The following is a 24,245-nucleotide window of genomic DNA, read 5'->3' as shown; positions in this document are numbered from 1 at the left end:
GCAAGCCATCATGCGAATTGTCAAGACGATTTTCCACGGGGTCGGCGTGCTGACGCTGACCGTTCTGGCCGGCGTCGCGATCGCCGGCGATGATGAAAGCGGCGCAAAAGCAACCGGCGCGGATACAACCGGCGTGGATGCCAGGGGCGCCGGGCTGGAAACCGCCCCTGTGAGCTACCACGAGGTTGAGCGCGAATACCGGCTCGACGGCGTGGTGGAGGCGGTCAACCGCACCACGGTCTCCGCTCAGACCCAGGGACTGGTCGAGGAGATGTTCTACGACGTGGACGATTTCGTCGAGCGCGGCTCAGTCATCGCCCGGCTGCGCGACACCGAGCACCGCGCTCGGGTCGCTCAGGCGGCGGCGGAGATGAAAGCCGCCGTGGCCCAGCTGGAGCAGGCACGCGAAGAGCACAGGCGCGTGAAGGGCTTGTATCAAAAGAAAACCGCCTCCGACTCGGAGATGGACAAGGCCGCTGCCGAGCTAAAAAGTGCACAGGCCAGACTTGAGGCCACCCAGGCCGCACTGGAGCAAGCCCAGGAGCAGCTCGGCTACACTCTGATCAAGGCGCCTTACTCCGGCATCGTCAACGAACGCTTCGTCGAGGTCGGCGAAATGGTCAGTCCCGGCAAGCCGGTCATGACAGGCGTCTCGCTGGAGAAGCTGCGGGTCAGTGTCGATGTGCCGCAAAGCGTCATTCCGGCGGTGCGCGAGCAGGGCGCGGTGCGGGTGTTCGCGCCCGATGGCAAGCCGGTCGAGACCGGCGCTATCACGGTGTTCCCCTTCGCTGAGGCCGGCTCCAACAGCTTTGAGGTGCGAGTGGCGCTGGCCGGCGACCATCCGGGGCTCTTCCCCGGCATGTTCGTGAAGACCGTCTTTGTGACTGGCGAGGATACCGAACTGACCATCCCCGTCGAGGCCGTGGTCTATCGCTCCGAGGTCACCGGCACCTATGTGGTGGATGACAAGGGGCGCATCGGCTTCCGGCTGATTCGCGTCGGGCGTCGGCTCAATGGGTCGCTGCGGGTGCTCTCGGGCCTGACCGAAGGCGAGCAAGTGGCGCTCGATCCCATCGCCGCCGGGGTGGCATTAAAGGATCAGTCAGCGGCGCGGGCTGCGGCTAGGAGCGAGGACCATGGCTGACACCGAGCAACTCGGCCTGTCCGGGCGCATCGCCGCCCGCTTTCAGAATACCGAAATCACCCCGCTGTTGGCGCTGGTTGGTCTGCTGCTGGGACTCTTCGCCATCCTGGTCACTCCGCGCGAGGAAGAACCGCAGATCAATGTGACCTTCGCCGATGTGTTTATTCCCTTCCCTGGTGCCTCGGTCAGCGAGGTGGAGCACTTGGTGGCCGGACCGGCCGAACAGGTGCTCTCGGAGATTAAAGGCATCAAGCACGTCTATTCGGTCTCGCGCCCCGGCATGGCGGTGATCACGGTGCAGTTCGAGGTGGGCGAGGACCGCACCCAGGCCATTGTGCGCCTGTTCAGCAAGGTGTTTGCTAATGAGGACTGGCTGCCGCCCAATCTGGGCGTCGGCTCGCCCATCGTCAAGCCCAAGGGAATCGACGATGTGCCCATTGTGACCGCGACCCTGTGGTCACAGAACCCTGATATTGGCGCCTTTGAACTCGGCAAGGTCGCCCATGCCATTGAGCAGGAACTCAAGCGCGTGCCAGGCACCCGGGATATCTACACGCTTGGCGCGCCGGATCAGATCGTGCATGTGCTGCTCGATCCCCAGGCGCTCACCGGCTTTGGGATTGACTTAAGCGATCTGCGCCGCGCGCTTCAAGCCAATAATCTGATTCGCGACGACATCACCGTGACCGCCGACAATCGCGAGATCGAAGTCCAGGCCGGCACCTTTCTGACCTCCCCCGAGCAGATTGCCGATCTGGTGGTGGGCCTGCATGAGGGACGCCCGGTCTATTTGCGCGATGTCGCCAAGGTGGAGCGTGGCCCGGCCTTCCCGGACGTCTATGTGTGGCTTGGTGCCGGGCCGGATGCCGCGAGCCGCGACCTGGAACTGGCCGGCACCACGCCGGCGGTGACCATCGCCCTGGCCAAGCAGGCGGGCACCAATGCCGTGCAGATCGCCGAGGCGGTCACCGAGCGCTTCGAGCAACTGCAGGGCACCTTCATCCCCGAAGGCGTCGAGGTGCTGATCACCCGCGACTATGGCGACACCGCCGATGCCAAGGCCAGTCGGCTGATCCATGAATTGATCTTTGCGACACTCTCAGTGGTCGCTCTGGTGATGCTCGCGCTGGGCTGGCGTGAGGGGCTGATTGTCGGAGCTGCGGTCATTGTCACCCTGTCGCTGACGCTCTTCGCCTCCTGGGCCTGGGGCTTCACGCTCAACCGGGTGTCGCTGTTCGCGCTGATTTTTTCCATCGGAATTTTGGTCGACGATGCCATCGTGGTGGTGGAAAACATCCACCGCCATCTGGCCATGGGAGGGAAAAAGCTGCTCGAAGCCATCCCGCGCGCGGTCGATGAGGTCGGCAATCCCACCATTCTGGCCACCTTCACGGTCATTGCCGCCCTGCTGCCCATGGCCTTCGTCAGCGGCCTGATGGGGCCCTACATGACCCCCATCCCCATCAATGCGTCCATTGGCATGTTGATTTCCCAGGTGGTGGCCTTTGTGTTCACGCCCTGGCTGACTTATAAGATCCTCGCGCCCAAGTTCGCGACCGCCTCTGGCGCACTGCCCACAAACGACCAGGAACACCCGAGCGAGACAGGACCAGACAGTCGCTTGCAACGGCTGTTCAACCGACTGATCAGCCCCTTTCTGCTCGGCGGCAAGGGCAAGCGCAACCGCTGGCTGTTGCTCGGTGGCATTCTGGTGCTCATTGGCTTGTCGCTGTCTCTGGTGGTCAGCCAGGCGGTGATTCTGAAAATGCTCCCCTTTGATAACAAGAGCGAATTTCAGGTGGTGCTCGATATGCCCGAGGGCACCAGTCTGGAGCAGACCGCGCGGGTGCTTGGCGCCATGGGCGAGTATCTGGAAAGCGTCCCCGAGGTGACCGATTATCAGGTCTACACCGGCACGGCGGCGCCCATTAACTTCAATGGTCTGGTGCGCCAGTACTATCTGCGCGAGGGCGCGCACCTAGGCGATATTCAGGTCAATCTGACGGATAAAGAGCATCGCGAGCGCGCCAGTCATGAGATCGCGCTCGCGGTGCGCGAACCCCTGCAAGAGATCGCGCTGGGCTTAGGCGGCAACGCCAAGATCGTCGAGATCCCGCCCGGCCCGCCGGTGCTCGCGCCCCTGGTCGCCGAGGTCTATGGGATCGAATACCCGGGACAGATCGAGATCGCACGTCAGGTGCGCGCGCAATTTGAGGGCACGACAGACATCGTCGATGTCGATGACTCGGTCGAATACCCGGCCGACAAGCTGGTGCTGGTGGTTGATCGCGCCAAGGCCGCACGGCTCGGAGTGGCGCAGAGCAGCATCACCGAGGCACTGGCCACGGTGCTCGATGGCGAGGACATGAGCTACCTGCACGGGGCCAATGTGAAATACGCGGTGCCCATTCGCGTCGAGTATTCCGAGGTCGATAAGGCCGATCTCGACCAGGTGCTGGCACTGCGCGTGCGCTCCCAGGACGACCACCTGGTGCCACTGTCGGAAATTGTCACGGTGCTCGACACCGAGCGCAGCGCGAGCGCCTATCACAAAGACCTGCTACCGGTGGTCTATGTAACCGGCGACATGGCCGGTCGCGCCGACAGCCCGCTCTACGGCATGTTCACCATCGCCAGCGCCCTGACCGACTCCCTGGGGCTGACACAGTGGTACACCCATGCACCAGAAAATCCCTATGAATTCAGCATCAAATGGGATGGCGAATGGCAGATCACCTACGAGACCTTCCGCGACATGGGACTCGCCTATGGCGTCGGACTGGTGCTGATTTATCTCCTGGTGGTGGGCCAGTTCCGCAGCTACCTGGTCCCACTGATCATCATGGCGCCTATTCCGCTCACCATCATCGGCATCCTGCCCGGACATGCGCTGCTCGGCACCCAGTTCACCGCCACCAGCATGATCGGCATGATCGCCCTGGCCGGCATCATCGTGCGCAACTCCATCCTGCTCGTTGACTTCATCAACCTCTCGGTGCGCGATGGCATGCCGTTCGAGGAAGCCGTCGTAAACTCCGCGGTAGTGCGCGCCAAGCCCATCGTGCTCACCGCCATCTCCGCCATGGCCGGCGCCATGTTCCTGCTCAGCGATCCCATTTTCTCCGGACTCGCGGTGTCGTTGCTGTTCGGCCTGTTCGTCTCCACCTTGCTCACGCTGGTGGTGATCCCGGTGGTCTACTACGGCGCGATGCGCAAGCGGGTGGAGTGGATTCGTAACGCGACGGGTTGACTACAGAAACGGCCTAAAGGACCAATACATCGCGCGAGTATCCAGCAATAGCCTCACGGCATATAGTCCGCGAAATCGGTGAGATATTCATCGTCGTCCGCGACAATGGTGATGTACCCCTTCCCAAGGCCAGGAGGCGGACGCAGACGGTTTGTGGCGCCGGAGTCTGGCACCATATCAGCGTCGGATGCTTTCGTTGAGTCCAGTGATCGAGGCTGCTTGACAGACGGCGCCTCACCCGGCAACAAGCGGCCAAGGATCCGACCATTCTCGATGATCCTAACCTCCTCGCCGGGCATCAAATGGTGGAGGAGACCCGGCAGCGTCGCCCGAGCCTCCTGAAGCGAAATGGTTGACATGGTTGGTTTCCTCCATTGGTCAATGCCCAAGCCCTTTTTCGCGCAGCTCGCCCGTGCAGAGGGCTCCCTTATTCTTTGCTGCCCGGGAGGCTGAGAGTTTACCTAAAGACCGAACCGGGCGACATTCGGGCAGAACGAGCTCAAAAGCCTTTCGGCTAAGGTGCGGATCGTCATGGGTGATGCTACACTTGATCAATAATTTGTACAGATCGGAGTGGTCATGAACGTCATCACCTATTCCCATGCGCGCAATGCCTTGAAAACCGTGCTGGATACCGTGGTGCGCGATGTCGATGTCACCATTATCAGCCGCCGCGACGCTGAAGGCGATGCGGTGGTCATGTCACTGGCACACTACAACAGCCTGATGGAAACCCTGCATCTGCTCTCGACGCCCGCCAATGCCCGGGCGCTGGCGCACGCCATCGAACAGGATCGCGCCGGTCAAGCGCAACCGCGCACGCTGCTCGAGGCGGATGGTGACTGAATCGTGCGGACTATCGAGTTCGTGCCCGATGCCTGGGACGCCTATCTGTACTGGCAAAGTCAGGATCGCAAGACACTCAAACGGATCAACGCACTGATTGAGGATGCTGCCCGCGAGCCATTCGCCGGTCTTGGCAAGCCAGAACCGTTGCGTGGCAACCTTTCGGGCTATTGGTCCCGCCGCATCGACGAGAGCCACCGGCTGGTCTATCGGGCGACCGACTCGACACTGGTGATCCTCGCCTGTCGGTTTCATTACGGGAACTGAGGCGCATGAAGTTTTCTGGTTTCAGAGCAGCACTGAGTCAAATTCCACGACCACTCCGGCTATGCCGCGCAACAACGCGAGCAGGTTGCCTCGCGGTTGATTCGTCTGCCAGTGATCGCGAAGGACGCGATTGACGCTGGGGAATGGTTCAAAAACTAGCGATACAACTTTGCCTGCTGAAGTTGGGCACGCTTCGCTTTGCCCAACCTACCTGTATCGGTAATTCTTGAACCGTTGCTGGGTTTCGCCTGATCGCTATTTCTCGGAATATTTCCCCGGTAACTCCAAACCGTCCTGACGAGAAAGCCGGCACGCGTCACTTGTCTCTGGCAGCACCGCGCACCCGTTGGCGCTGGTCTATACTTTTGATATATACCATTGACCCACTGCATCCTGGGAGATTATTTCGATGACCGCTACTGCCAAGCTCTTTATGAATGGCCGCAGCCAGGCTGTTCGCCTGCCAGCTGAGTTCCGCATGAAGGGTAACGAAGTCTTCATCGAACGCATCGGCGATGCTTTGGTATTGCGCGAAAAGCCCAAAGGCTGGGATGACTTTTTCGCCAAGCCAAGCAAAACTCCCGAAGACTTCCTGGCGGATCGGGGTCAAGAGCCACCACAGGATCGGGATTGTTTCCATGATATGGATGCTTGACACCAACACTTGCAGCTTTGTGATCCGGCGTCGGCCAGCATCCGTCAAAGAGCGGTTTGAACAAGTTGGAGACCAAAATCTTGCCATCTCGGTCATCGTACTCGCCGAGATGCGCTTTGGCGCGGAGCTTCACCCCACTCGAAGTGAGGCGATTCTCGAAGACATTGAGGATTTCCGCCGGCGGTTACGGGTGCTCCCCTGGTCCGAAGCTGCAGCGCGCTGTTATGCAAGCCTTCGCGTGCATCTGCAACGCTCGGGAACTCCGATCGGCAATATGGACCTGTTGATCGCTGCCCATGCGGTGGCGGAAGACGCGGTGCTGGTAACCAACAATACCGGCGAGTTCAAGCGCGTATCTGAGCTGCGCCTTGAGGACTGGCTGCCGCAATGCTCTGAGGGTTCGGCGCGCAGAGGCAGCTAAGACAAGACAGCAAATCGACCAGATACCATCGCATCAGTACGCCGTATTCACCGCTCGAGGCCATCGCACACTAATGTGGCGACCTGGTTGCGCCCGGCGTGTTTTGCATTATAGAGAGCGTGGTCGGCGGTTTCGGTCAGTCGGCGGGGGTCGGGGCAATTGGGGAAGGTGGCGATGCCGGCGCTGAAGGTGCAGCTGAACTTCTGGCCGTTTGCCTGGAATTGGATGCGCGAGAAGTCGGTGCGCAGGGCGTCGAGGAGTTCAGTCGCGTCCTTTAGCCCGGTGTCGTTGAGTACGACGGCGAATTCTTCGCCGCCGTAGCGGCCGATGGAGTCGGAGTCGCGTAGGCGTAGACGCAGGGTGCGACTTAAAGCCATGAGAACGTGATCGCCAGCAGGGTGGCCGTGGGTGTCATTGACCAGCTTGAAGTGGTCGACGTCGATCATGGCAAAGCACAGCGGGCTGGTGTTGCGGCGGGCGTTGGCGACGGCAAGCTCAAGAAATTGCAGGATGGTGTTGTGGTTGAACAGGCCGGTCAGGCTGTCGCGCACCATCAGGGAGCGTAGCGTGCGCATGCGCTCGGCCCGCAGCCGCACCTCGTCGACCAGGCGGCGTGGTTCGATGGGTTTGACCAGAAAGCCATCGGCGCCGGCTTGCAGGGCCTGGAACTGGCGTTCCTGATTGGTTTCGGATGACAAAAAAATGATCGGCAGGCTGACGTAGCCGGGAATCTGGCGCAGCATGCTGGCGAGTTCCTGGCCGGAGCAGTCCGGCATGTGCAGATCCATCAGCACCAGATCGGCGCGGAAGCGTTCGAGCACGCTGAGGACATCCTCGGGCGCCGTGACGACCTGGCAGATCATGCCCGCGCTCTCAAGCGTCGCGGCATGCAGCCGGGCCAGCTCGGGTTCGTCATCGACGATCAGCACATTAAACTGCTCGGGCGGCGCGGGGTTGGTCAGGTGATCGAGAAACTCGACCATCTCAGGGATATTCACCGGCTTGGGGCAGAAGGCGCTTGAGCCGGCCCGCACGCTGCGCAGTCGGGCGCTGAAATCATCGCGGCTGGAGATGAAAATAGCCGGTATCTGGGTATTGAGCTGCGGGCGCAGCTCGGCGAGCATTTCCGGGCCGGCGTTTTCGCCCTCGGGGAAGACGATGTCGATCACCACGGCGGCGGGCGTTTGCTCGAGAATGGCCGCCTTGAGCGCGTCGAGCCGACTGAAGGCTTTCAGCGGATAGCCAAAGCAGGCGAGTTGATTGGCCAGTTGCTGCAGTTGATGCGGATCATCGTCGCACAGATAGACCATGCGGTGATCGCGCTGGTGTGGGTCGGCGCGGGCGGCGACGGATGCGGCTTTCGCGTCCGCGGCCTCCGGCGCACTCGGCGGCCTTGCCATCTGGTTGAGAATCGCCCGCTCGATGGCGTCGAGCTGGGGTGTGAGGGTGCGCTCTAGTTTGCGCAAGGATTCCCGCTCGTTGACTGGTGCTTGTTTCAACGCCCCTTGCACCGCCTTTTCGGCGGGTTCCGCAAGTTGCGCGAGCGTGCTGAGGCCAAGGGATGCGCCCGAGCCCTTGAGCGTGTGAAAGCTGAGATGCAGACGCTTCAGCGCCGCCAGACGGTCCTTTTCAGCAGTGCCGTGCGCATTGATGGCAGCAATATCGACGCGACATTGCGCGATGCGCGCTGGCAGTCCCTCGACAAAGCTCTGGCGCAGGCGGGCCTTGATGGCTTCTAGAGACTGACCATCGGAGGACTGATCACTGGGGGACTGATCTTGATCCGTCATTCTGGTTGTTTTTGGCTAGCCTGGGGGCGTTTTCTGTGAATCGAACGGATTGGCTCTTCGGGGGACTGGGATCAAGAGCGCTGGCACGGTTCAGGAGAGTGGGAAAATAGAGCATCATTGAGTCCCCTCCGAAAAGGCACTCCGCCGTCGAGCCGCTGCTGGCTGCGGGCTGAGCGCTAGGGATAGTAAACAGTCGCGCGAGCGGCGGGAATTACACAGATAATTGACGAAAATTGACTGGGTTATGCCGCGATTCGTGTAAGCCTGCCGCGATCGAAGCTGTTGGCAATTGCCGGGCAGCCCCGGGCTAGCGTTCAGGTGAGCATTTCGGCCTCTTTGGCCTGATACAGGACAATCCGCTTCATGTTGAGCCACGCCACTCGGCACACCGCCCAGAGCTGAACGGCGCGGCGACCGCGATACTTCAGCTTCTTGTTTCGGGTGTGGTAGACGAGTTGGAAGATGCTCGCCTCGACGTTGCAACGGCGATTGAAGAGCTCGCGCGGAAGATGCTCCGTGCGCCGTCGAGCGGCTGCGGCATCAATGGTTTTGTCAGTGATGTAGCGCCACTGCCCATCGGCACGGAACCGATAGCGACCGGGTTTGTATTCCTCGGCGAGTTGGCGCTCGCCGCTGTGACGGTCGATGACCACGACGCCCTCCTCGGTGTGCTCAACGTCGTAGCGCCCGGGCTTGCCGGGGAAGCCGGTGTAATGGATGTCTTTGTCCTGCTCGTTGGCGTAGGTCTCATTGGCTTCGCTGTAGTAGGCGCCGTCGGCGGAGATCGCTTCTGCCGGGGTCTCGAGCACCTGTTCGCTGTTAGCGACCGCCTCTTGGAGGTAGCTGTTGTCAGCGGCGGTGGCGGGCTCGACTTGGACGTCGATGATGAGGTTGAGCCCGTCGTCCTGGCAGGTTTCGGTGAGGTTGACGCTGTAACCGCGCGCGGTCTCATCACGCTTCTTGCGGTAGGCGGCGTCTTCGTCATGCGGGGATTGGAGCGAGTCGGCACTGATCTCTTGGGCGGGTTTGAGCGTCACGCGGGTCGCCTCGTTTGAATCATCGACCTGGTATTGCTCAAGCAGTAGCCGCTCGATGAGCGGATAGCGGGGGCTGCTCTGGGCATCGTAAGTCTGATGCAGACGCAGGAGTAATTCGCCAAGCTCCTCGAGCCAGGCGTGCTTGGCGGTTTCTTCCAGGCGGTAGATGTGCTGACTCGGGCGTTTGGCGCACAGGCGCTGCAACAGGGCGCGGTCGGCGTCGCTTAGGCGCGCTTGCTGCTCGGGCGCGAGGCTGTTCCAGAAGACCTGCAGGCAGGCGATGATGAGCTGTAAGCGGGTGCAAGCGGCCAGGTTGCTGCCCAGAAGGGTGCTATCCATGCGCAGGCGATCACCCACCACGCCGAGGCGCTTGGCTTGCTCGCGCGTGAGCTCCTGAAAGACGTCTTTGAGCAGGTTCTCGCCTGTCTCGACTTGGTGGGCATACAATCGCTGCTTGAACAGGTAGTAGGTCGATTCGACCGGCACTTCGTCGGTGAGGTTCATCAGTCCCAAGGCGCGACGCACCAGCAGATTGAAGTGCACCGCCTCGAATAATTCCTCGTCACTCCAGCCGAAGCCCTCTTTGAGGATGAGCATCCCGACCAGCAGGCGCAGCGGGGCGTTCGGGCGACCGGTGGTGTCATCGAACAGCTCGGCGAAACGCTCCTCGGGAATGCGGTTGGTGACTTGGTCGAGGAAGACGTTCTGCCAGGCGTTGGGATCGTTGAGCTTCTTCTGGTCGAGAGCGCGCAAGAACTGCTCGACGTTGCTGAACAGATCAATCTGGCTGCTGGCAGGGCTGGCTCGGAACATCGTTTGGAGGGGCTCGGGTGAGACGGTGGACGGATGGCCCTATTTTACCAGTCCTCGGCTCTCGGTCGAGCGGTCCGGGGGCTTTTCGGAGGGGACTCATCATTGTAGCCTACTGCGGTTAGCGAATTGTTGCTGGCCCGCAGTGCCAGAGTGCGGGGGTCGAGCAGCAGAATCAGTCGCGCGTCAGGGGCTTGTGGGGCTTTCGGAGCTTTTGGAGCTTTTGGAGCTTTTGGCTCTTCTGGCGGCACAAGGGCGAGCGCTCGCAGGCCAGGGAGCGGCGGTTGCAGGGCGAGCAGCGGTGGCAGTGGATGAATGTGGCTGATCGGCAGACTGGTTAATTCTAGTGGTCCGGCAACATCGACAGTCCAGTCGCCATTGCAACCGCGCAGGCTTAGCAGATGGCGGTCTTGTGTTCCATCTTCAGGCAGGCCCAGGCAGGTCTCGAGACTTGTAACCGCAGCCGAGCCACAGTTCTGGGCCTGACGCACCAAGGCAGCTTCAAAACCGAAGCAGTGACCGGCGGCCCGGCACAGCACCAAATCAAGGGCGCTCATGGATTGGCAGCGGCGCCTTGCTCAAGCGGCTTTGTGGGCAACATTCTTGCTGTAGGCCGCCAGCAGGCTGTCGAGATCAAGCAGGCTGACACCGCGCTCGCCAAGGCGGGTCAGGTGGCGCACGTACGGACGCAGATTATCTGGCAGTGTGTCTGGCGCCGGCTGCAGGGCGCTCTCGGGCTGGTCGCACAGGTCAATGACTTCATCGACGCGCAAGCCGGTTTGCAGGCGGGCGCCGCGCGTCAAGAGCACTGCCATTTTCTCAGGGTTGGTTGCTGGCAGTTGCAGCAGATTACGCAGGCAGAGAACGGATTCGATCTCACCGCGCACGCTGATCACCCCCTCAAGCGCCGCAGGCGCGCCAGGCACCTTGTAGACCCAGGGGGCGGCAAGAATTTCGCGAATCTGTTGACCAGGCAAGGCGAATGTCTGGTCGGCCAGGGTGAAGATCACCAGCTTGACGACGGGCTCATCCACATCCACAACCTCGCCCGCCTGACTGGCGCCGGAGGCAAGGCTGCTGTGCCGCTCGGCCAGAATGTCATCGAGGCTGGGACCAGACATGGGCAAGCTCAGGCTTCGTGGCGGCTGGCGGTCAGTTCGGCAACGAGTCGCGGCAAGCTGTGTTCGAGGCTGAAGTCTTTCAGCAGGCAGGCATCGAGCCCCGGTTGCTGTGTTTGCAGTTCCTCGGGCGCGTCGCCGGTGAGCAGAATAAAGCGACAGGGATAGCCGCGCTCACGCACTTCGGCGAAGAATTCAATGCCGTTCATCAGCGGCATGTGCATGTCGCTGACGACCACATCCAGGTCCGGATTGGCCTCGAGCTGTTCGAGTGCATCCAGCGCCTGCTCGGCGACCAGGGTCTGGTAGCCCGCGGCCTGGAGGATGGCGGCGGAGAGTTCAGCGGCCAGCGGGTCATCATCGACAATCAGAATGTGCATTTGGGGGAGCTCCTACGCACGCAGGCGGCAGTGCGGCTGATCAGCGCAAGATACCATGCCGGCTTTGGTGTTGTAGGACCAGTTGTCGGGGCGCGCCGGCGGGTTGCGATCATGCGCGTCACTGTCAGCCAAGCAGCGCGCGCAGGGTGCCGATCAGATTGCTCTGGTCGAAGTCCCCTTTCACGATATAGGCATCGGCGCCGACGCGCAGACCGCGCTGACGGTCTTCTTCCTTCTCGCGCGAGGTGACGATCACAATGGGCGTCGCCTGGTAGGCGTCGAGCGCGCGCAGGCGCTCAGTCAGGGTAAAGCCATCCATGCGCGGCATTTCCACATCGGTCAACACGGCATCGAATTGCTCCCGCATGGCCTTGTGCAGGCCGTCAATGCCGTCCTCGGCCAGGGTGACGCTGTAACCATGGGCTTGGAGTACGTCCTTTTCGATTTCCCGGGTGTTCAGGGAATCATCCACCACCAGCAGGCGATTGACACGCTCGCCTGCTGTCGCCGTTGCCTGAGCACCGTCGCTGACCGACTGACCACGGGCGCGCGCGGCCAGATCGAGTACTGCGGGCGCGTGCAGCACGCTGACCACCGCCAGCGCGCCACTGCTGACAAAGCCTGAGACCAGATGCAGGTGACGCAGATGTTCAGGTACCGGCTTGACCACCAGATCGCGCTCGTCGCGGAGCGCATCGACCTCAAGCGCGAGTTTCTCCTGGCCGACGCGCAGGATGACCAGCAAGACTTGGGGGTTCGCTTCCGGTGCGGTCGCAGTTGCGGGCACGGCCTTGAACGCGGGATTGAGCAACTCGGCAAGCGGCATGACAGGGACGAACTCATTGCGCACGATGACCGCGCGCCGCTCGGCCACCTCGAGCAGGCTGTCGCGCGAAAGGCGCAGGATTTCCGCCACATGCTGGGCAAGAAACCCCAGGGTCTCGCCCCCGGCCTCGATCAAGAGCACCCGCATGATGGCCAGTGACAGGGGCAGGCGCAGGCGAAAGGTCGCGCCCAGACCGGGGCGGTTGTCGACCTGAATACTGCCCTGCAGGCGGTCGAGCACAATGGACTTGACCACGTCCATGCCCACGCCGCGCCCGGAGATATCAGTAATCAGCGCGCTGGTGGAGAAGCCGGGGGTGAAGATCAGATCAACAATCTCGCTGTCGCTGGCCGTGCCCGCCTGCTCGGCACTCAGCAAGCCCTTGCGAATGGCCTTGTCGCGGGCCGCGGCGACATTAATGCCGCGACCGTCGTCGCGAATGACGATCTCCACCCAGCGCCCATCCCGGCGTGCTTCGAGTCGCACAGAACCGCTGCGGGGCTTGCCGGCAGCCTGGCGTTCATCGGGCGGTTCGAGCCCGTGGTCCACGGCATTGCGCAGCAGGTGCAGCAGGGGATCGGCCAGCTCATCAATCAACTGGCGGTCGAGGGAAATGGCGTCGCCCGTGATGGTGCAGCGCACCTCTTTGCCGAGCGAGCGGGCAAGTTGGCGCAGATTGCGCGCTGCGGGCTCGAACAGAATCGACAACGGCAGCATGCGCAGCGCCAGCGCGCGGTCATGCAGCTCGCGGATCAGCACCTCCTGGTCCTGCACATCCTCGCGCAGGCTGTGGGCGAAGGCCTCGCAGGCCGGCGCGATCTCGGCCTCGGCACCCCGGGCGATGCGCCGGGCTTCATCCGGGCGCAGTCGCAATCGGTCGTGCTGGGCGATGATCTCGCCCATCAGGCGGACCAACCCGTCGAGATGGTCGAGGCGCACGCGCAGGGTGTCGCTGTCCGACAGGCCTGACGTGGGTGGGGCCGCTGGAGCTGGGGGCTTAGCTGGAGCCGGAGTCGGTGCTGACGCCGGAGCTGGAGTTGGAGCTGACGCCGGAGCCGAAGCTGCTTTTGCCTCTTGGGTTGCGGCCCGCTCGGACGTCTGGTTGGCTGCCGGAGCGGCCGGTCGGGGAGCATCCCCCGGGGTCGCGGCGGCACTCAGGGCAGCGCACAGCTCGGCATCCGCCGGCGCCAAGGCGTCCGGATCGGGCTGGCGGTCGAGCTGATCGACCGCACTGGCAATGGCATCGACGCCGCGCTGCAGCAGTGCGCTCAGCCCGGTGTCCGCTTGCACCTGTCGGCTGCGGAAGGCGCCGAGCAGGTCTTCGATGGCATGGGCGGTGTCGCAGATGGGCAAGAGTCTCAGCATGCGCGCCGAGCCCTTGATGGTGTGCGCGGAACGAAACAGGGCATCGATCTCGCTGGCAGTGATCCCATCGCCCGCGGTGCCCTGGGCCATTTCCGCCAGGCCGCGGTCGAGTCGGACCAGATGGTCGCGTGCTTCCTCGACAAAGCGGCCGATAAATTTGCTCCGGTCGATGGCCATGCCTAGCTCGACCTCGGTTCCCGCTCGGGCGCCAGATGCCGCTCGCACAGATAGCGGGCCATCTTGGCGGGCGGTTCCAGAGCGCGAAGGCGCAGACCGCTGGCCGGCGGTGGTTCAGCTGCCAGCAGCCGTGCGACGGCGGACCAGGCACGCCCGGTCTGCGCGCCATCACCCCGGGCGCGGTAAAGATCGCCGAGATGAAAATGCGCGGGCCAGCAGTCCGGCTGGATGTAAATCGCGCGCTTAAAAGCCGCCACTGCCGGGTCCGCTTGCTCGCGCCATTTGTTGATGAGCCCCTGCAGTAGCCAGGCATCGGTGAGCCATGGCTGCTGTCCGAGCACCTGGCGGACTTGCTCCTCGGCCGCGTCGAACTGGCGGCGCTCAAGCAGCAGATAGGCGCTAAGCAGCAGGGCATCGGCATCCGCCGGGGCCTGCGCGAGCCGCTCGCCAACCGTCGCCAGCGCTTCGTCGAAGCGCTGCTCGGCAATCAACTGCTGCACCGGGTCGAGTGGCCATGGCGCGGCAGGCGGCTGGGAAGCGAGCGGCATAGGCGCTTGCTTAGCAGGTGCCGGCGGCGCGGGCTGGACCGGAGCAGCCGGACTCGCGGGCGCTGCGGCAAGCGGCCTGGCTCTTTGTGCTGCGGGTGGCGCGAGTTGCGGGGCTGGTGGGTCTGGCGGGCGCGGCGGTGGGAAATCGTCAGTGACCAGAGCCCCAGCCGCGCTCTTGGATACCGGGCTGTCGCTCTCGCCGCAGCAGCGGTTGATGAAATAAAACAGGCCGTCTTCCTGGATCAGTTCCAGCAGACCAATGTCGTTGCCCAGAGTCTCGGAGCTGCCGATGATCAAGCAGCCCTCGGGCTTCAGCAGCCGGATCAGATTGCGCAGCACCCGCTCGCGCGTAGGCTCGTCAAAGTAGATGGAGACATTGCGATACAAAATACAATCGAACCGGCCCAGGCTGGCCGGCGGTGCGCTCAGATTCAGCGGTACGAAGCGCGCCTGAGCGAGAATCCCGTCCCGCACCTGGTAGCCAGAGCCGCTGGGCAGGAAAAACCGCGTCTGGCGCTCGGCGCTGACACCGCGAAAGGAAAAGCGCCCATAGTGCCCGGCGCGGGCTTTCTCCAGAATGGCACTGTCGATGTCGCCGCCCATCACCTCAAACAACTCTGGCGTGCGCTCGCCGTAGACCTCGGTCAGCAGCATGATCAGCGAATAGACTTCCTCGCCCGAGGAACAGCCGGCACTTAGCAGACGCACCCTGGCGTCGTCTGCGCGCACAGCCAGACGGCGCGGAATCAGACGTTGGATCAGCAGCCGCAGTTGCTCGGGCTCGCGAAAAAAATAGGTCTCGTTCACCGTGAGCAGATTGACCAGCGCCTGGCGCTCAGCTGCATCAGCGCGCAGGCGCGCGGCATAGGCGCGTGGCAGATATAGCTCGCAGGCGGCCATGCGTTTGGCCAGAGCGCCGGCGAGCTTGCTCTGGGTCTGCTGCTCGAAGACGAGACCGAAGTGCTCGCGCACCAGGGTTTTGAAGGCGTCGAGCTCAAGCGCTTTCATCACGCGGCCCGCACTGCACGATCAATGCTGGCGCCAAGCTGGGCCAGCGGCAGAACCCGATCGATGGCGCCAGCCTCAATCGCCACCCGGTTCATGCCATAGACCACCGAGCTGGCCTCGTCCTGGGCCAGGGTCAGGCCGCCATGGGCGCGGATATGCGCCATGCCCAGGGCGCCGTCGCTGCTCATGCCGGTGAGAATCAAGCCGATTGCTCGCGGGCCGGCTACCTCGGCCACCGAGCACAGCAGCAGATCGCAGTTTGGGTGGTAGATGTCGCTGGCAGTGCGCGGGCGCAACTCCAAGCGCCCGCCAGCGCTGAGGGCCAGATTGTGCTCCGACGGGGATAGATAGACCTGACCACTGCGGGGCGTTTCACCGTCCCTGGCCAGTTGCACCGGCAGGCGCGAACTCAGCGACAGCCATTGCGCCAGACCGGCACTGAAGCCCTCAGCGATGTGCTGGGCGATGAGCACCGTCGCCGGGAAGTCGGCCGGCAGCGTCGAGAGAATGGTGGCCAGCGCCTGGGGGCCGCCGGTTGAGGCGGCGATGGCCACCAGTCTTGACTGGGCAGAGGCCTGAGGGGGCGCTGGTGAGGGACGCCGGGTGGGTGAAGCCTTGGGTTCTTGTGCCAGTTGGCGCTGGGCTTGCGGGGCTCGCCAACGGGTGGCAACCACCATGCCGGCCAGCAGGCGCACCTTGGCGATGAAGGCCGCGACCCTGGCCTCGCTGTCGTCAGGTTTGGCAATCACATCGAGCGCGCCGCGATTGAGCGCCTCGCAGGCGGTGGCGGCATCCTCGACGTTGCTCACCACCAGAATCGGCAGCGCCTTGGTGCGCATGATCTTGGCAATGGCATCCAGGCCATGCAAGCCCGGCATTTCCATATCCATGGTCACCAGGCTCGGGCGCAGCTCACGTGCCAGATCAACCGCACGGTAACCGTCGGTGGCCTCGCCGACTACCTCGATATCCGGCTCGCGCTCGAGGATGGCGCGCAACAGACCCCGCGCAAGCGGGCTGTCATCGACGATCAGCACCCGGATGCTCATGGGGTGGAGCCGTTCAGGTGGTGCTGCCGCTGTTGCCGCCAGTGTCAATACCAGTGTCGCTGCCCGTGTCCACGCCGGTGTCCATAAGGGCGTCGCCGCGGATCTCGGCGCGCGCAAACTTAAAGCGCTTAAAGAGCGCGCGCAGCCTTTGGGCCATGGATAAAAGCGTGGCGCTGATCTCCGAAATACCGGTCACCGCGCTCGATGTATGCGTGCTGGCCTCGGCGATCTCATGCAGCGCCTGCACCACCTGGGCGCTGGCGGTTTTTTGCTGCTGGGTGGAAAGAGAGATCTTTTGTGCCGCGCCTGTGGTCTGATCTGCGGCCTGTTCCAGCTCATCGAGAATGGCGGCGGTGGATTCGCTGCTCGCCAGACCGGCGGCTATGGTGGTGGAGCTTTTTTCCGAGGTCACCACCAGGCGGGCGATGGTGTCCTGGATGTCCAGCATCTTGCCTTCAATTTCGCGCGTCGACTCGGACACACTGTCGGCTAGACGGCGGATTTCACTCGCCACCACCGAGAAGCGCTTGCCAGCATCCCCGGCGCTGGATGCCTCAAGCGCGGCGTTGAAAGCGATGAGTTTGGTCTGATCCGCCACCGCGTCGATCAGGTCCATAAATTTGCCAATTTCTTTCGAGCGCTGGCCGAGTGCCAGGATTTCATCCAGGCTCTTCTGGTTGTCGGTGCGAATCTCCGCCATGCGCGCGAGCAGTTGGTGCATGGCCTGGGTGCCGGCGCGGCTGCTGGCGAGAGTGCGGCTGGCGACATCCACCACCGCCTGGGAATGATCGGCAATCTGGGTGGAAGAGGCCGAGAGTTCTTCCATGGTAGAGGTAATTTCGGCCACCGATGAGGACATCTCCTCCACGGCTGCGGCGATGGACTGATTGGCCCCGATGCGCATTTCGCCAGAGCGGGCGATGATGCCGGCGGTGTCGGCCAGGCGCTCGGCCGAGTCGGTCAACTGTCCGGCATGGCTGTCGATGTCGCCGAGCATCTTGGCCAGGCTGGCGCGCATGCTTGCCATGGCCGCAAGCAGGCTGTCGTGGTCGCGCGCACGGCGCTTGATGGGCGCCTGTAGATCGCCATCGGCAATGGTCTCGACAATGCCGCGCACATAGGCCGGCTCTCCGCCGAGTTGCCCGCGCAGCCAGCGATAGAGCAAAAAGAGCACCAGAGTGCCCAGCACCAGAGTCAGGCTGACCAGCGCGATAACCTGCTGATAGGCCGCTTGGCTGCGTTGCTGGGCCTCGGCCACAGCCTGGCTGGTGCGCGCATCAAGCAGCACGAAGAACTCATCGACCGGCTTCATGATGCGCGCCTTAAAGGCGTGATAGTCCTTGTCGTGCATCAAGCGCCGGGCCAGCTCGGGATCAGGCTCACCCTGCTGAGCGAAATTGCCGCTGTCGTCACGATAGCGGCCTTTCATCGCATTCATGGCGACCATTTCCGTGTCCACCAGGGCATCGGAATTGGCCTGTGCCTCGGCCAGTTTGGCAAACTCATCCTCGGTAAAACCGGCGCGGCGCATCAGCTCGCGCAGGGCGATGGTGTCGCCATCCGGGCGCGGCTGCTGGTCGCCCGCTGCGACAAAATCCCAGTAGATGCGCTCGTAGTGCTGGGGCCTGGGGTGCTCGCCATTGCGGATGGCCAAGACCTCCCAGTACTCGCGCTCGAACTCCGGATCATCGGTGACCACATAGGTGCGTGCCATGCGGGTGAGATCGTCCGAGCTTTGGCGCAGCTGATCGGCGAGCAGATAAGAGTGATAGCGCTGCTCATAGACCTGCGCCAGTTCGGTTTGCGCCTGGTTGACTTTCCACAGGGCTGCCAGCAGCAGCACCGCGAGCAGGGTGCCAGCGATGGCCAACAGCAGAAACAGGCGCTTGATGGAAAGACTTTGGTTCTTGAACATCGCGGGGCTATTTCATTGAGGGCGCGTTAAGGGGCCGGGCGGCGCAGCCAGTCTTTTTCTATGGTGCTGGCGGCGGCTGGAACGGCGTAGAAAAAGCCTTGCGCCTGATCGCAGCCGTGGGCGTGCAGAAATTCAGCCTGGCTCTGGGTTTCGACACCCTCGGCAAGGATGGTGAAGTTCAGTGCCTTACCGAGCGCGATACTGGCTTTGACGATTTCTGCCGCGTCGCGCTGTTCAGGCAGGCTGACAACCAGGCTGCGATCAAGCTTGAGCTTGGCGACCGGCAAGTCGGACAAATGGCGCAGCGAGGAGAAGCCAGCGCCAAAATCATCGACGGCGAATTGAACGCCAAGCTCCGCGAGTTCACGCAGCTTCTGTTGCGCATGATCGTCGGCCTGGCTGAGCAGGCTTTCGGTCAGCTCCAGCGTCAGGCTCTCGGGGGCAACACCGGTGGTCTCTAAGATGCGTTTGGTGTCGGTGACGAAATGCGGGTGGTTGAGTTGCCGCGCGCACAGATTGACCGCAATCTGATTGTAGTCCAGGCCAGCATTCCGCCAGGCCCCTGCCTGTTTGCAGGCCTGCATCATGGCGGCATTGGCGAGATCGCGCAGCAGGCCGCGTTTGTCCGCCACGGCAAAAAATTCTTCCGGCTTCAGCAGGCCGCGTGTCGGATGGTCCCAGCGCATCAGCGCTTCCATCCCAACCAAGCTGGCGTCGGCCAAGTTCACCTGTGGCTGGTAATACACCTGGATGCGCTCTTGCTGCAAGGCTTCAGACAGTGCGTTGACAATCTCCATCTCCTGTTGCAGATGGCTAGCCAACTCGCTCTCAAAAAAGGCCAGCGTGCCGCGACCGGCGGCCTTAGCTCGGTACAGGGCGGCATCGGCGCGACCAATCATTTCATCAACATTGGAGTCATCGCGGCTCGCAATCAGAATGCCGATACTGGTATTGATGCGCAGCGGGTGCTGATCGATATGGAATTCCTGGTTCAGCGCTTCGATAATCTTGCTCGCCAGTCGCGCGGCATCGTCAGAGGTTTGGATGTTTTCCTGCAGCAGGGCGAATTCATCGCCGCCGAGACGGGCCAGGGTATCGCTGGCGCGTAGCAGATCTGTAATACGAGCACCCACCGCGCACAGGAGTTGATCGCCAACTGGATGCCCAAGGGTGTCGTTGACATCCTTGAAGTGATCAAGATCGAGCATGTGCAGCGCAAAAGGACGGCCCTGGCGCAGAAAATTGGCATGGGCGTGGCTAAGGGTTTCGCGAAACAGCGCCCGGTTAGGCAGGCCGGTCAGGGGATCATGGAAGGCCAGATGCTCGATCTCACGCTCGGCGCGACGCCGCTCGCTGATGTCATGGAAGGTGACAACCGCGCCGGTGACCTGCCCGTCATGATACACGGGCATGGCCCAGTACTCGACCGGAAAGGCGCTGCCATCCAGCCGCCAGAACACCTCGTCACTCACATGTTGCTGGCAAGCTTCGCGCGCCGCGCGCAGCATGCGGCATTCCGAGCGCGGCAGCGGCTCGCCAGCGGCGTTGGCATAGTGAAACAGGGCATGCGGATCGCGACCAATGAGGTCAGCGGTGGTGATCGCCTCGGCGGATCCACCAAGCAGGCGCGCCGTTGACGGATTAGCAAAGCTGATGCGTTCATCGAGGTCGATACCAAAGATACCCTCGACCGTGGAATTCAGCAGCAGTTGAGCCCGCTCCTCGGCCACTCTTCGGGCGTTGGCGTCCTCCTGGTGCTCAATTACGATGCTGGCCAGTTCAGCCGCGGACGCGATGAGTTGCAGGTCAGCGGGCTCGGGCGCGCGCGCGTCCGGCAGGTAAATGGCAAAGGTGCCGAGCACATGTCCATCGCGTCCGAGGATGGGTTCCGACCAGCAGGCGAGCAATCCCAGCGGCAGGACCAGGTCGCGATAGCCGTCCCACTTTGGGTCGCTGCGCAGGTCGCTCGCGATGGTGCGCTCGCCGGTGAAAGCGGCGTGACCGCAGGAACCAACATTGGGGCCGATGCGCACGCCTTCGACAGCTTGCAGGTAGCTGGTGGGCAACCGACTGCTGATGGCAGAATGCAACTTGCCGCATTCGGCGTCGAGCAGATGGATGGAGATCCAGGCATCGCGCATGATGTCCTGGCTGTAATCGACAATGGCGCGCAGCATCTCTTCTAGCGGCGCGCCACGGGCGAGTCGCTCGAGGACGGCATTGCGCCCGTCGAGCAACCGCTGCGACAGTCGAAAGGCGGTGATGTCGGAGGAAATACTGACGAAACCAATCACCGCGCCGCTGTCATCGCGCAGGTAGTTCCAGTCGACCTGCACCTCGATCCAACGCCCGTCCCCGGTGCGGTTGTGGTTGGTATAGGTGAAGGGTTCGGGCTGCTCGGCGACAAAGTAGGCCAGATCCCGGTGCAACTGCTCGGCCTCCTCGGCCGGCAGCAGATCCGCGACCTCCATTTGGACGAGGCGCTCGTGGGTATAGCCCAGCATCCGGCAGGCGGCCGGATTGGCGTAGCGGAAGCGACCCTGGGTGTCGAGTTCCATGATGGCCACTTGATTGACTTCCACCAGGGTGCGGAAGCGCTGCTCGTTGCCTCGATGCGAAGCCGTCGGCGACTGAGACGGGGGAGAAGCCATTATTGCCGGGATGGGTGCTCGCGCGGCCAGCGCAGGAGCAGATCAAGGATGTGAGTAAGCAAAGCCGCCGCAAGTGGCAGCGCGATCAGCGGCCAGGGCGCCTGCACCAGCGCGGCGCGCACGGCGAGCAGCAGCAGGAAACCCGATGCGAGCAGCGGCAACAGGGGTTTGAGTCCCGGCCCGCGCCCGGTGGCGCGGTGCAAAAGCCACAGCACAACAGCTTCCACCAACACCATGATCAAGATGGGGTCGATGATGCGGCCGCTGGCGAAAAGGCTTTCCATTTGATGTGACTGACTGTGCTGCGACTGACTGGGATTGCTGTGGAACAGTAGCTTACACCCTCCGGGGTGGCCGGGACCATCAGCCTGAACGTGAAAGAGCAGCTTTACCCTCCGGGATGTGCCTCACCATGAGCGTGACCGTGAAACAGCAGCAGCTTCACCCTCCCCGGTAGGGGCTCACTATGAGCCTTACCGTAAATCAACAGGCTTAATCTTCCGGGGTGGCCGTGACCATGAGCCTTAGGCAGGCGGTTCCTGTCAAGTCTTCGGGGCCTTGTCCTCGCCGCCCTTCCAAGCCTTGGTCAGGCCGAGCAGATGGGCTGTGTCTTTGAGAAAAATACGCAGGTGCGCCGCGGGTTTGGCGCGCACCAAGCGCTTGTGCATATAGGCTTCCCAGGTCAGATGCTGGATGTCCGGGTCGTCGCACAGGCTGACAAACCGCTCGCGGCGCTTGTCGCTCTTGTACCAGAAGCGCTGCATGATGCCGAGAATCCAGAACACCCGCCCGTGGGCCTTCATAAAACGCTTGCGGGCTTGGGCCAAAGCCTTGGCATCGCCGGTGATCAGAAACTGCTCGACCGCGTCGGCCGCGAGGCGCCCGCCGGTGAGCGCATAGTAGATGCCTTCACCGGAGGCGGGGGCGACCACGCCGGCAGCGTCGCCAGCTAGCACCAGATCGCGATCATTGTCCCATTTCTTCAGCGGATGCAGCGGAATGGGGGCGCCCTCGCAGCGCAGGGTCTCGCAGTCTTCGAGTCCGGCGGCCTTGCGCAGATCGGCGGTGGCCTGCTTGAGCGAAAAGCCCTTTAGCTCGGTGCCGACGCCAACGCTGGTGGTCTCGCCATGGGGGAAGACCCAGCCGTAGAAGTCCGGTGAGATTTTGCCCTGGTAGTAGACATCGCAGCGGGTCGGGTCGAAGTCGCCATGATTGGCATCCGGCGAGCGGACGATCTCATGATAGGCCGCGACATGCGGCAGCTCCTTGGCGCCGGGTACGCAGTCTTTTGCCACGCGCGACATGGCTCCATCGGCGCCGATAATGGCGCGCGCGCGCACCTGCTCGGGCGCCGGTTTGGCCTCGGCTTTGCTGCCTGCTTCCTCGGGCTGGAAGTGGACGATGGCCGTGCCGTCGCTGTCGCGATCAATGCGCTGATAGCTGCCATTGCGCCGGGTGGCACCGGCAGCAGCGGCACGCTCGCGCAGCCATTCGTCGAAGGGGGCGCGGTCAACCATGCCGACATAGCCGCCATTGATGGGCATATCGACGTGGCGCTCGCTCGGCGCCACCATGCGCGCGGAGTTGATCTTGGCAACCAGCTGCTCGTCGGGAATCTCGAATTCAGAGATGGCAATGGGCGGAATGGCACCGCCGCAAGGCTTGATACGCCCGGGACGGTCGAGCAGCAGCACAGAACGCCCGCGACGGGCGAGATCAGTCGCCGCCGTGGCGCCAGCGGGGCCGCCGCCGATCACGACGACATCGAAAGTTTCAAGTTCTGACATGGTGTGTTGAGTGACTTATTGGTCAGTGGATAAGGTTTCTTGACTAAGCTGCCGTGCCAGCGCGTTGGCTTGGGTCGCCAGGGTTTCGATGTCAAGGTCTGGCAATCCAGTTTGACGCTATTTGGTGTAATCAAAGCGTTCACGGGACATCGTCGCCAGAAAACGTTCAGCCTCAATGGATCCCAATGCGCTGATCGGTGCCTGTAGCCCGGCAACGCGAATCTCAGTGTCAGTCATCATAGGGTCTCAGTCATTCATGGTGTCAGACCAACGCGCGGGCGGCGAAGGCACTGATCATCATGCCGCTGACCGAGAGAGTGACGCCGAAGGCGCTGAGCCAGGTGGCGCGCTCAATCGGGGCTTGCAGGAAGCGCAGCATCATCGCGCTCTGCCCGGCGACTAGGGCTGTCACCGCCCAGCCGTGCCAGGGCTGACCCCAGCCAAACAGCAGGCCGATGACAATCAACTGGGGCGCGATCATCACAATGCAGGCCAGCAGCGCGGCGCGATCCGCCCCCAGCTGCACCGGCAGGGAGCGCACACCGAGTTGTTTGTCGCCTTCAATCGCCTTGAAGTCATTCAGCGTCATGATGCCATGGGCGCCGATGCTGTAGAGAAAGGCCAATGTCAGGCTGCGCCAGTCCGGCATCATACCGCCAAGCATCACGGCGGTGCCCGTGACCCAGGCCAGGCCCTCGTAAGAAAAACCGACGGCCGCATTGCCCCACCAGCCGTTTTGCTTCAGTCGCGCCGGCGGGGCGCTGTAAGCCCAGGCGAGCGCGATGCCAAGCAAGGTCGCGACTATGACCCATGGGCCAAGCCACAGCGACCACAGCAGCGACATGGCCGACCAGATGATGGCGATATATAGCCCCCAGCGCCCGGGAATGCGCCCGGAGGGAATCGGCCGGTCGGGCTCATTGATGGCATCGACATGACGATCGAACCAGTCATTCACAGCCTGGCTGGTGGCGCACAGCAGCGGCCCGGCCAGGATGACGCCGGCGATCAGCACCAGCATGTTGGTGAGAATCGGCTGCCCGGAGGACACCACCCCGCAGGTGAAGGCCCACATCGGCGGGAACCAGGTGATGGGGTGCATGAACTCCAGCACATCGGCTGGTTTGATGCGGGTTGGTTCGATCTGTGTTGGTGCTTGGGAGGGTGGGCTGCTGGCTTCGGACATTGGTTCGGGGATCGT

General features: G+C 62.7%; 21 protein-coding genes. 6 read left to right on the top strand and 15 right to left on the bottom strand.

Annotated elements, in window-relative coordinates:
* Window positions 1-10 precede the first annotated feature (10 nt).
* Together Thiofri_RS05610 and Thiofri_RS05605 are read left to right on the top strand one after the other, a co-directional pair.
* Window positions 11-1,144 carry an efflux RND transporter periplasmic adaptor subunit gene (locus tag Thiofri_RS05610; protein WP_009150735.1) on the top strand — a complete coding sequence of 378 codons (1,134 nt, stop codon included), beginning with the start codon at window positions 11-13 and terminating at the stop codon, window positions 1,142-1,144.
* Window positions 1,137-4,394: an efflux RND transporter permease subunit gene (locus Thiofri_RS05605; RefSeq protein ID WP_009150734.1), complete on the top strand. Its 3,258-nt coding sequence runs from the start codon at window positions 1,137-1,139 to the stop codon at window positions 4,392-4,394. The genes Thiofri_RS05610 and Thiofri_RS05605 overlap by 8 nt, the downstream gene beginning before the upstream one ends.
* A 53-nt stretch (window positions 4,395-4,447) precedes the next feature.
* Here Thiofri_RS05605 and Thiofri_RS05600 read toward each other — a convergent pair whose 3' ends face one another.
* Window positions 4,448-4,753, bottom strand: coding sequence for a type II toxin-antitoxin system Phd/YefM family antitoxin (locus Thiofri_RS05600; protein ID WP_009150733.1), 306 nt, complete (start codon window positions 4,751-4,753; stop codon window positions 4,448-4,450).
* A gap of 220 nt (window positions 4,754-4,973) precedes the next feature.
* Here Thiofri_RS05600 and Thiofri_RS05595 point away from each other — a divergent pair, with 220 nt between their 5' ends.
* The 4 genes from Thiofri_RS05595 (at window position 4,974) to Thiofri_RS05580 (ending at window position 6,583) form a co-directional block, all read left to right on the top strand.
* A complete protein-coding gene (locus Thiofri_RS05595; RefSeq protein ID WP_009150732.1) occupies window positions 4,974-5,240 on the top strand; it encodes a type II toxin-antitoxin system Phd/YefM family antitoxin in 267 nt (88 codons plus the stop codon).
* A gap of 3 nt (window positions 5,241-5,243) precedes the next feature.
* Entirely contained in the window at window positions 5,244-5,507 is a 264-nt protein-coding gene (locus Thiofri_RS05590) for a Txe/YoeB family addiction module toxin (RefSeq protein WP_009150731.1), read from the top strand.
* A gap of 409 nt (window positions 5,508-5,916) precedes the next feature.
* Window positions 5,917-6,162, top strand: coding sequence for an AbrB/MazE/SpoVT family DNA-binding domain-containing protein (locus Thiofri_RS05585; RefSeq protein ID WP_009150730.1), 246 nt, complete (start codon window positions 5,917-5,919; stop codon window positions 6,160-6,162).
* Entirely contained in the window at window positions 6,146-6,583 is a 438-nt protein-coding gene (locus Thiofri_RS05580) for a type II toxin-antitoxin system VapC family toxin (protein WP_009150729.1), read from the top strand. Before Thiofri_RS05585 ends, Thiofri_RS05580 begins: the two co-directional genes overlap by 17 nt.
* A gap of 47 nt (window positions 6,584-6,630) precedes the next feature.
* Here the strand turns inward: Thiofri_RS05580 and Thiofri_RS05575 are convergent, their stop codons facing one another.
* The 14 genes from Thiofri_RS05575 to chlG all read right to left on the bottom strand — a co-directional run bounded on the left by Thiofri_RS05575 (window position 6,631) and on the right by chlG (window position 24,230).
* On the bottom strand, window positions 6,631-8,373 hold the full coding sequence (locus Thiofri_RS05575) for a diguanylate cyclase (protein ID WP_009150728.1): 1,743 nt from the start codon (window positions 8,371-8,373) through the stop codon (window positions 6,631-6,633).
* A 314-nt stretch (window positions 8,374-8,687) separates the two neighbouring features.
* Window positions 8,688-10,223, bottom strand: a complete 1,536-nt coding sequence (locus Thiofri_RS05570; RefSeq protein ID WP_009150727.1) for a transposase — start codon at window positions 10,221-10,223, stop codon at window positions 8,688-8,690.
* Between the two features lie 44 nt (window positions 10,224-10,267).
* The gene (locus Thiofri_RS05565; RefSeq protein ID WP_009150726.1) at window positions 10,268-10,777 is read right to left on the bottom strand and encodes a hypothetical protein; all 510 of its coding nucleotides are present in this window, start codon (window positions 10,775-10,777) and stop codon (window positions 10,268-10,270) included.
* A 21-nt stretch (window positions 10,778-10,798) separates the two neighbouring features.
* The gene (locus Thiofri_RS05560) at window positions 10,799-11,341 is read right to left on the bottom strand and encodes a chemotaxis protein CheW (protein ID WP_009150725.1); all 543 of its coding nucleotides are present in this window, start codon (window positions 11,339-11,341) and stop codon (window positions 10,799-10,801) included.
* An 8-nt stretch (window positions 11,342-11,349) separates the two neighbouring features.
* Window positions 11,350-11,718, bottom strand: a complete 369-nt coding sequence (locus Thiofri_RS05555) for a response regulator (RefSeq protein WP_009150724.1) — start codon at window positions 11,716-11,718, stop codon at window positions 11,350-11,352.
* 124 nt (window positions 11,719-11,842) lie between these two features.
* Complete coding sequence (locus Thiofri_RS05550) at window positions 11,843-14,086, bottom strand: hybrid sensor histidine kinase/response regulator (RefSeq protein ID WP_009150723.1); 2,244 nt, start codon at window positions 14,084-14,086, stop codon at window positions 11,843-11,845.
* A gap of 2 nt (window positions 14,087-14,088) precedes the next feature.
* Window positions 14,089-15,642, bottom strand: coding sequence for a CheR family methyltransferase (locus Thiofri_RS05545; protein ID WP_009150722.1), 1,554 nt, complete (start codon window positions 15,640-15,642; stop codon window positions 14,089-14,091).
* Window positions 15,642-16,691, bottom strand: coding sequence for a chemotaxis-specific protein-glutamate methyltransferase CheB (gene cheB, locus Thiofri_RS05540; protein ID WP_009150721.1), 1,050 nt, complete (start codon window positions 16,689-16,691; stop codon window positions 15,642-15,644). The genes Thiofri_RS05545 and cheB overlap by 1 nt, the downstream gene beginning before the upstream one ends.
* Window positions 16,692-16,704: 13 nt before the next feature.
* Complete coding sequence (locus Thiofri_RS05535) at window positions 16,705-18,606, bottom strand: methyl-accepting chemotaxis protein (RefSeq protein WP_009150720.1); 1,902 nt, start codon at window positions 18,604-18,606, stop codon at window positions 16,705-16,707.
* Between the two features lie 26 nt (window positions 18,607-18,632).
* On the bottom strand, window positions 18,633-21,257 hold the full coding sequence (locus Thiofri_RS05530; RefSeq protein WP_009150719.1) for a sensor domain-containing protein: 2,625 nt from the start codon (window positions 21,255-21,257) through the stop codon (window positions 18,633-18,635).
* On the bottom strand, window positions 21,257-21,541 hold the full coding sequence (locus tag Thiofri_RS05525) for a hypothetical protein (RefSeq protein ID WP_009150718.1): 285 nt from the start codon (window positions 21,539-21,541) through the stop codon (window positions 21,257-21,259). Before Thiofri_RS05525 ends, Thiofri_RS05530 begins: the two co-directional genes overlap by 1 nt.
* Window positions 21,542-21,799: 258 nt before the next feature.
* Window positions 21,800-23,044 carry a geranylgeranyl diphosphate reductase gene (locus Thiofri_RS05520; RefSeq protein WP_009150717.1) on the bottom strand — a complete coding sequence of 415 codons (1,245 nt, stop codon included), beginning with the start codon at window positions 23,042-23,044 and terminating at the stop codon, window positions 21,800-21,802.
* A 117-nt stretch (window positions 23,045-23,161) separates the two neighbouring features.
* Entirely contained in the window at window positions 23,162-23,284 is a 123-nt protein-coding gene (locus Thiofri_RS05515) for a hypothetical protein (RefSeq protein ID WP_009150716.1), read from the bottom strand.
* A gap of 22 nt (window positions 23,285-23,306) precedes the next feature.
* Window positions 23,307-24,230, bottom strand: a complete 924-nt coding sequence (gene chlG, locus Thiofri_RS05510) for a chlorophyll synthase ChlG (RefSeq protein WP_009150715.1) — start codon at window positions 24,228-24,230, stop codon at window positions 23,307-23,309.
* Window positions 24,231-24,245 lie beyond the last annotated feature (15 nt).

This window comes from Thiorhodovibrio frisius, assembly GCF_033954835.1.
Classification (GTDB): domain Bacteria; phylum Pseudomonadota; class Gammaproteobacteria; order Chromatiales; family Chromatiaceae; genus Thiorhodovibrio; species Thiorhodovibrio frisius.
Note: the sequence above shows the minus strand (reverse complement) of the source record. Positions and strands in the feature narration are given on the sequence as shown.

What these genes read in the sequence shown, in the direction of transcription:
- cheB (WP_009150721.1), bottom strand. Translation starts at nt 16,691, where the DNA reads ATGAGCATCCGGGTGCTGATCGTCGATGACAGCCCGCTTGCGCGGGGT.
- Thiofri_RS05515 (WP_009150716.1), bottom strand. Translation starts at nt 23,284, where the DNA reads ATGATGACTGACACTGAGATTCGCGTTGCCGGGCTACAGGCACCGATC.
- Thiofri_RS05580 (WP_009150729.1), top strand. Translation starts at nt 6,146, where the DNA reads ATGATATGGATGCTTGACACCAACACTTGCAGCTTTGTGATCCGGCGT.
- Thiofri_RS05605 (WP_009150734.1), top strand. Translation starts at nt 1,137, where the DNA reads ATGGCTGACACCGAGCAACTCGGCCTGTCCGGGCGCATCGCCGCCCGC.
- Thiofri_RS05600 (WP_009150733.1), bottom strand. Translation starts at nt 4,753, where the DNA reads ATGTCAACCATTTCGCTTCAGGAGGCTCGGGCGACGCTGCCGGGTCTC.
- Thiofri_RS05555 (WP_009150724.1), bottom strand. Translation starts at nt 11,718, where the DNA reads ATGCACATTCTGATTGTCGATGATGACCCGCTGGCCGCTGAACTCTCC.
- Thiofri_RS05545 (WP_009150722.1), bottom strand. Translation starts at nt 15,642, where the DNA reads ATGAAAGCGCTTGAGCTCGACGCCTTCAAAACCCTGGTGCGCGAGCAC.
- Thiofri_RS05530 (WP_009150719.1), bottom strand. Translation starts at nt 21,257, where the DNA reads ATGGCTTCTCCCCCGTCTCAGTCGCCGACGGCTTCGCATCGAGGCAAC.
- Thiofri_RS05560 (WP_009150725.1), bottom strand. Translation starts at nt 11,341, where the DNA reads ATGTCTGGTCCCAGCCTCGATGACATTCTGGCCGAGCGGCACAGCAGC.
- Thiofri_RS05535 (WP_009150720.1), bottom strand. Translation starts at nt 18,606, where the DNA reads ATGTTCAAGAACCAAAGTCTTTCCATCAAGCGCCTGTTTCTGCTGTTG.
- Thiofri_RS05595 (WP_009150732.1), top strand. Translation starts at nt 4,974, where the DNA reads ATGAACGTCATCACCTATTCCCATGCGCGCAATGCCTTGAAAACCGTG.
- Thiofri_RS05520 (WP_009150717.1), bottom strand. Translation starts at nt 23,044, where the DNA reads ATGTCAGAACTTGAAACTTTCGATGTCGTCGTGATCGGCGGCGGCCCC.
- Thiofri_RS05550 (WP_009150723.1), bottom strand. Translation starts at nt 14,086, where the DNA reads ATGGCCATCGACCGGAGCAAATTTATCGGCCGCTTTGTCGAGGAAGCA.
- Thiofri_RS05575 (WP_009150728.1), bottom strand. Translation starts at nt 8,373, where the DNA reads ATGACGGATCAAGATCAGTCCCCCAGTGATCAGTCCTCCGATGGTCAG.
- Thiofri_RS05610 (WP_009150735.1), top strand. Translation starts at nt 11, where the DNA reads ATGCGAATTGTCAAGACGATTTTCCACGGGGTCGGCGTGCTGACGCTG.
- Thiofri_RS05525 (WP_009150718.1), bottom strand. Translation starts at nt 21,541, where the DNA reads ATGGAAAGCCTTTTCGCCAGCGGCCGCATCATCGACCCCATCTTGATC.
- Thiofri_RS05570 (WP_009150727.1), bottom strand. Translation starts at nt 10,223, where the DNA reads ATGTTCCGAGCCAGCCCTGCCAGCAGCCAGATTGATCTGTTCAGCAAC.
- chlG (WP_009150715.1), bottom strand. Translation starts at nt 24,230, where the DNA reads ATGTCCGAAGCCAGCAGCCCACCCTCCCAAGCACCAACACAGATCGAA.
- Thiofri_RS05585 (WP_009150730.1), top strand. Translation starts at nt 5,917, where the DNA reads ATGACCGCTACTGCCAAGCTCTTTATGAATGGCCGCAGCCAGGCTGTT.
- Thiofri_RS05565 (WP_009150726.1), bottom strand. Translation starts at nt 10,777, where the DNA reads ATGAGCGCCCTTGATTTGGTGCTGTGCCGGGCCGCCGGTCACTGCTTC.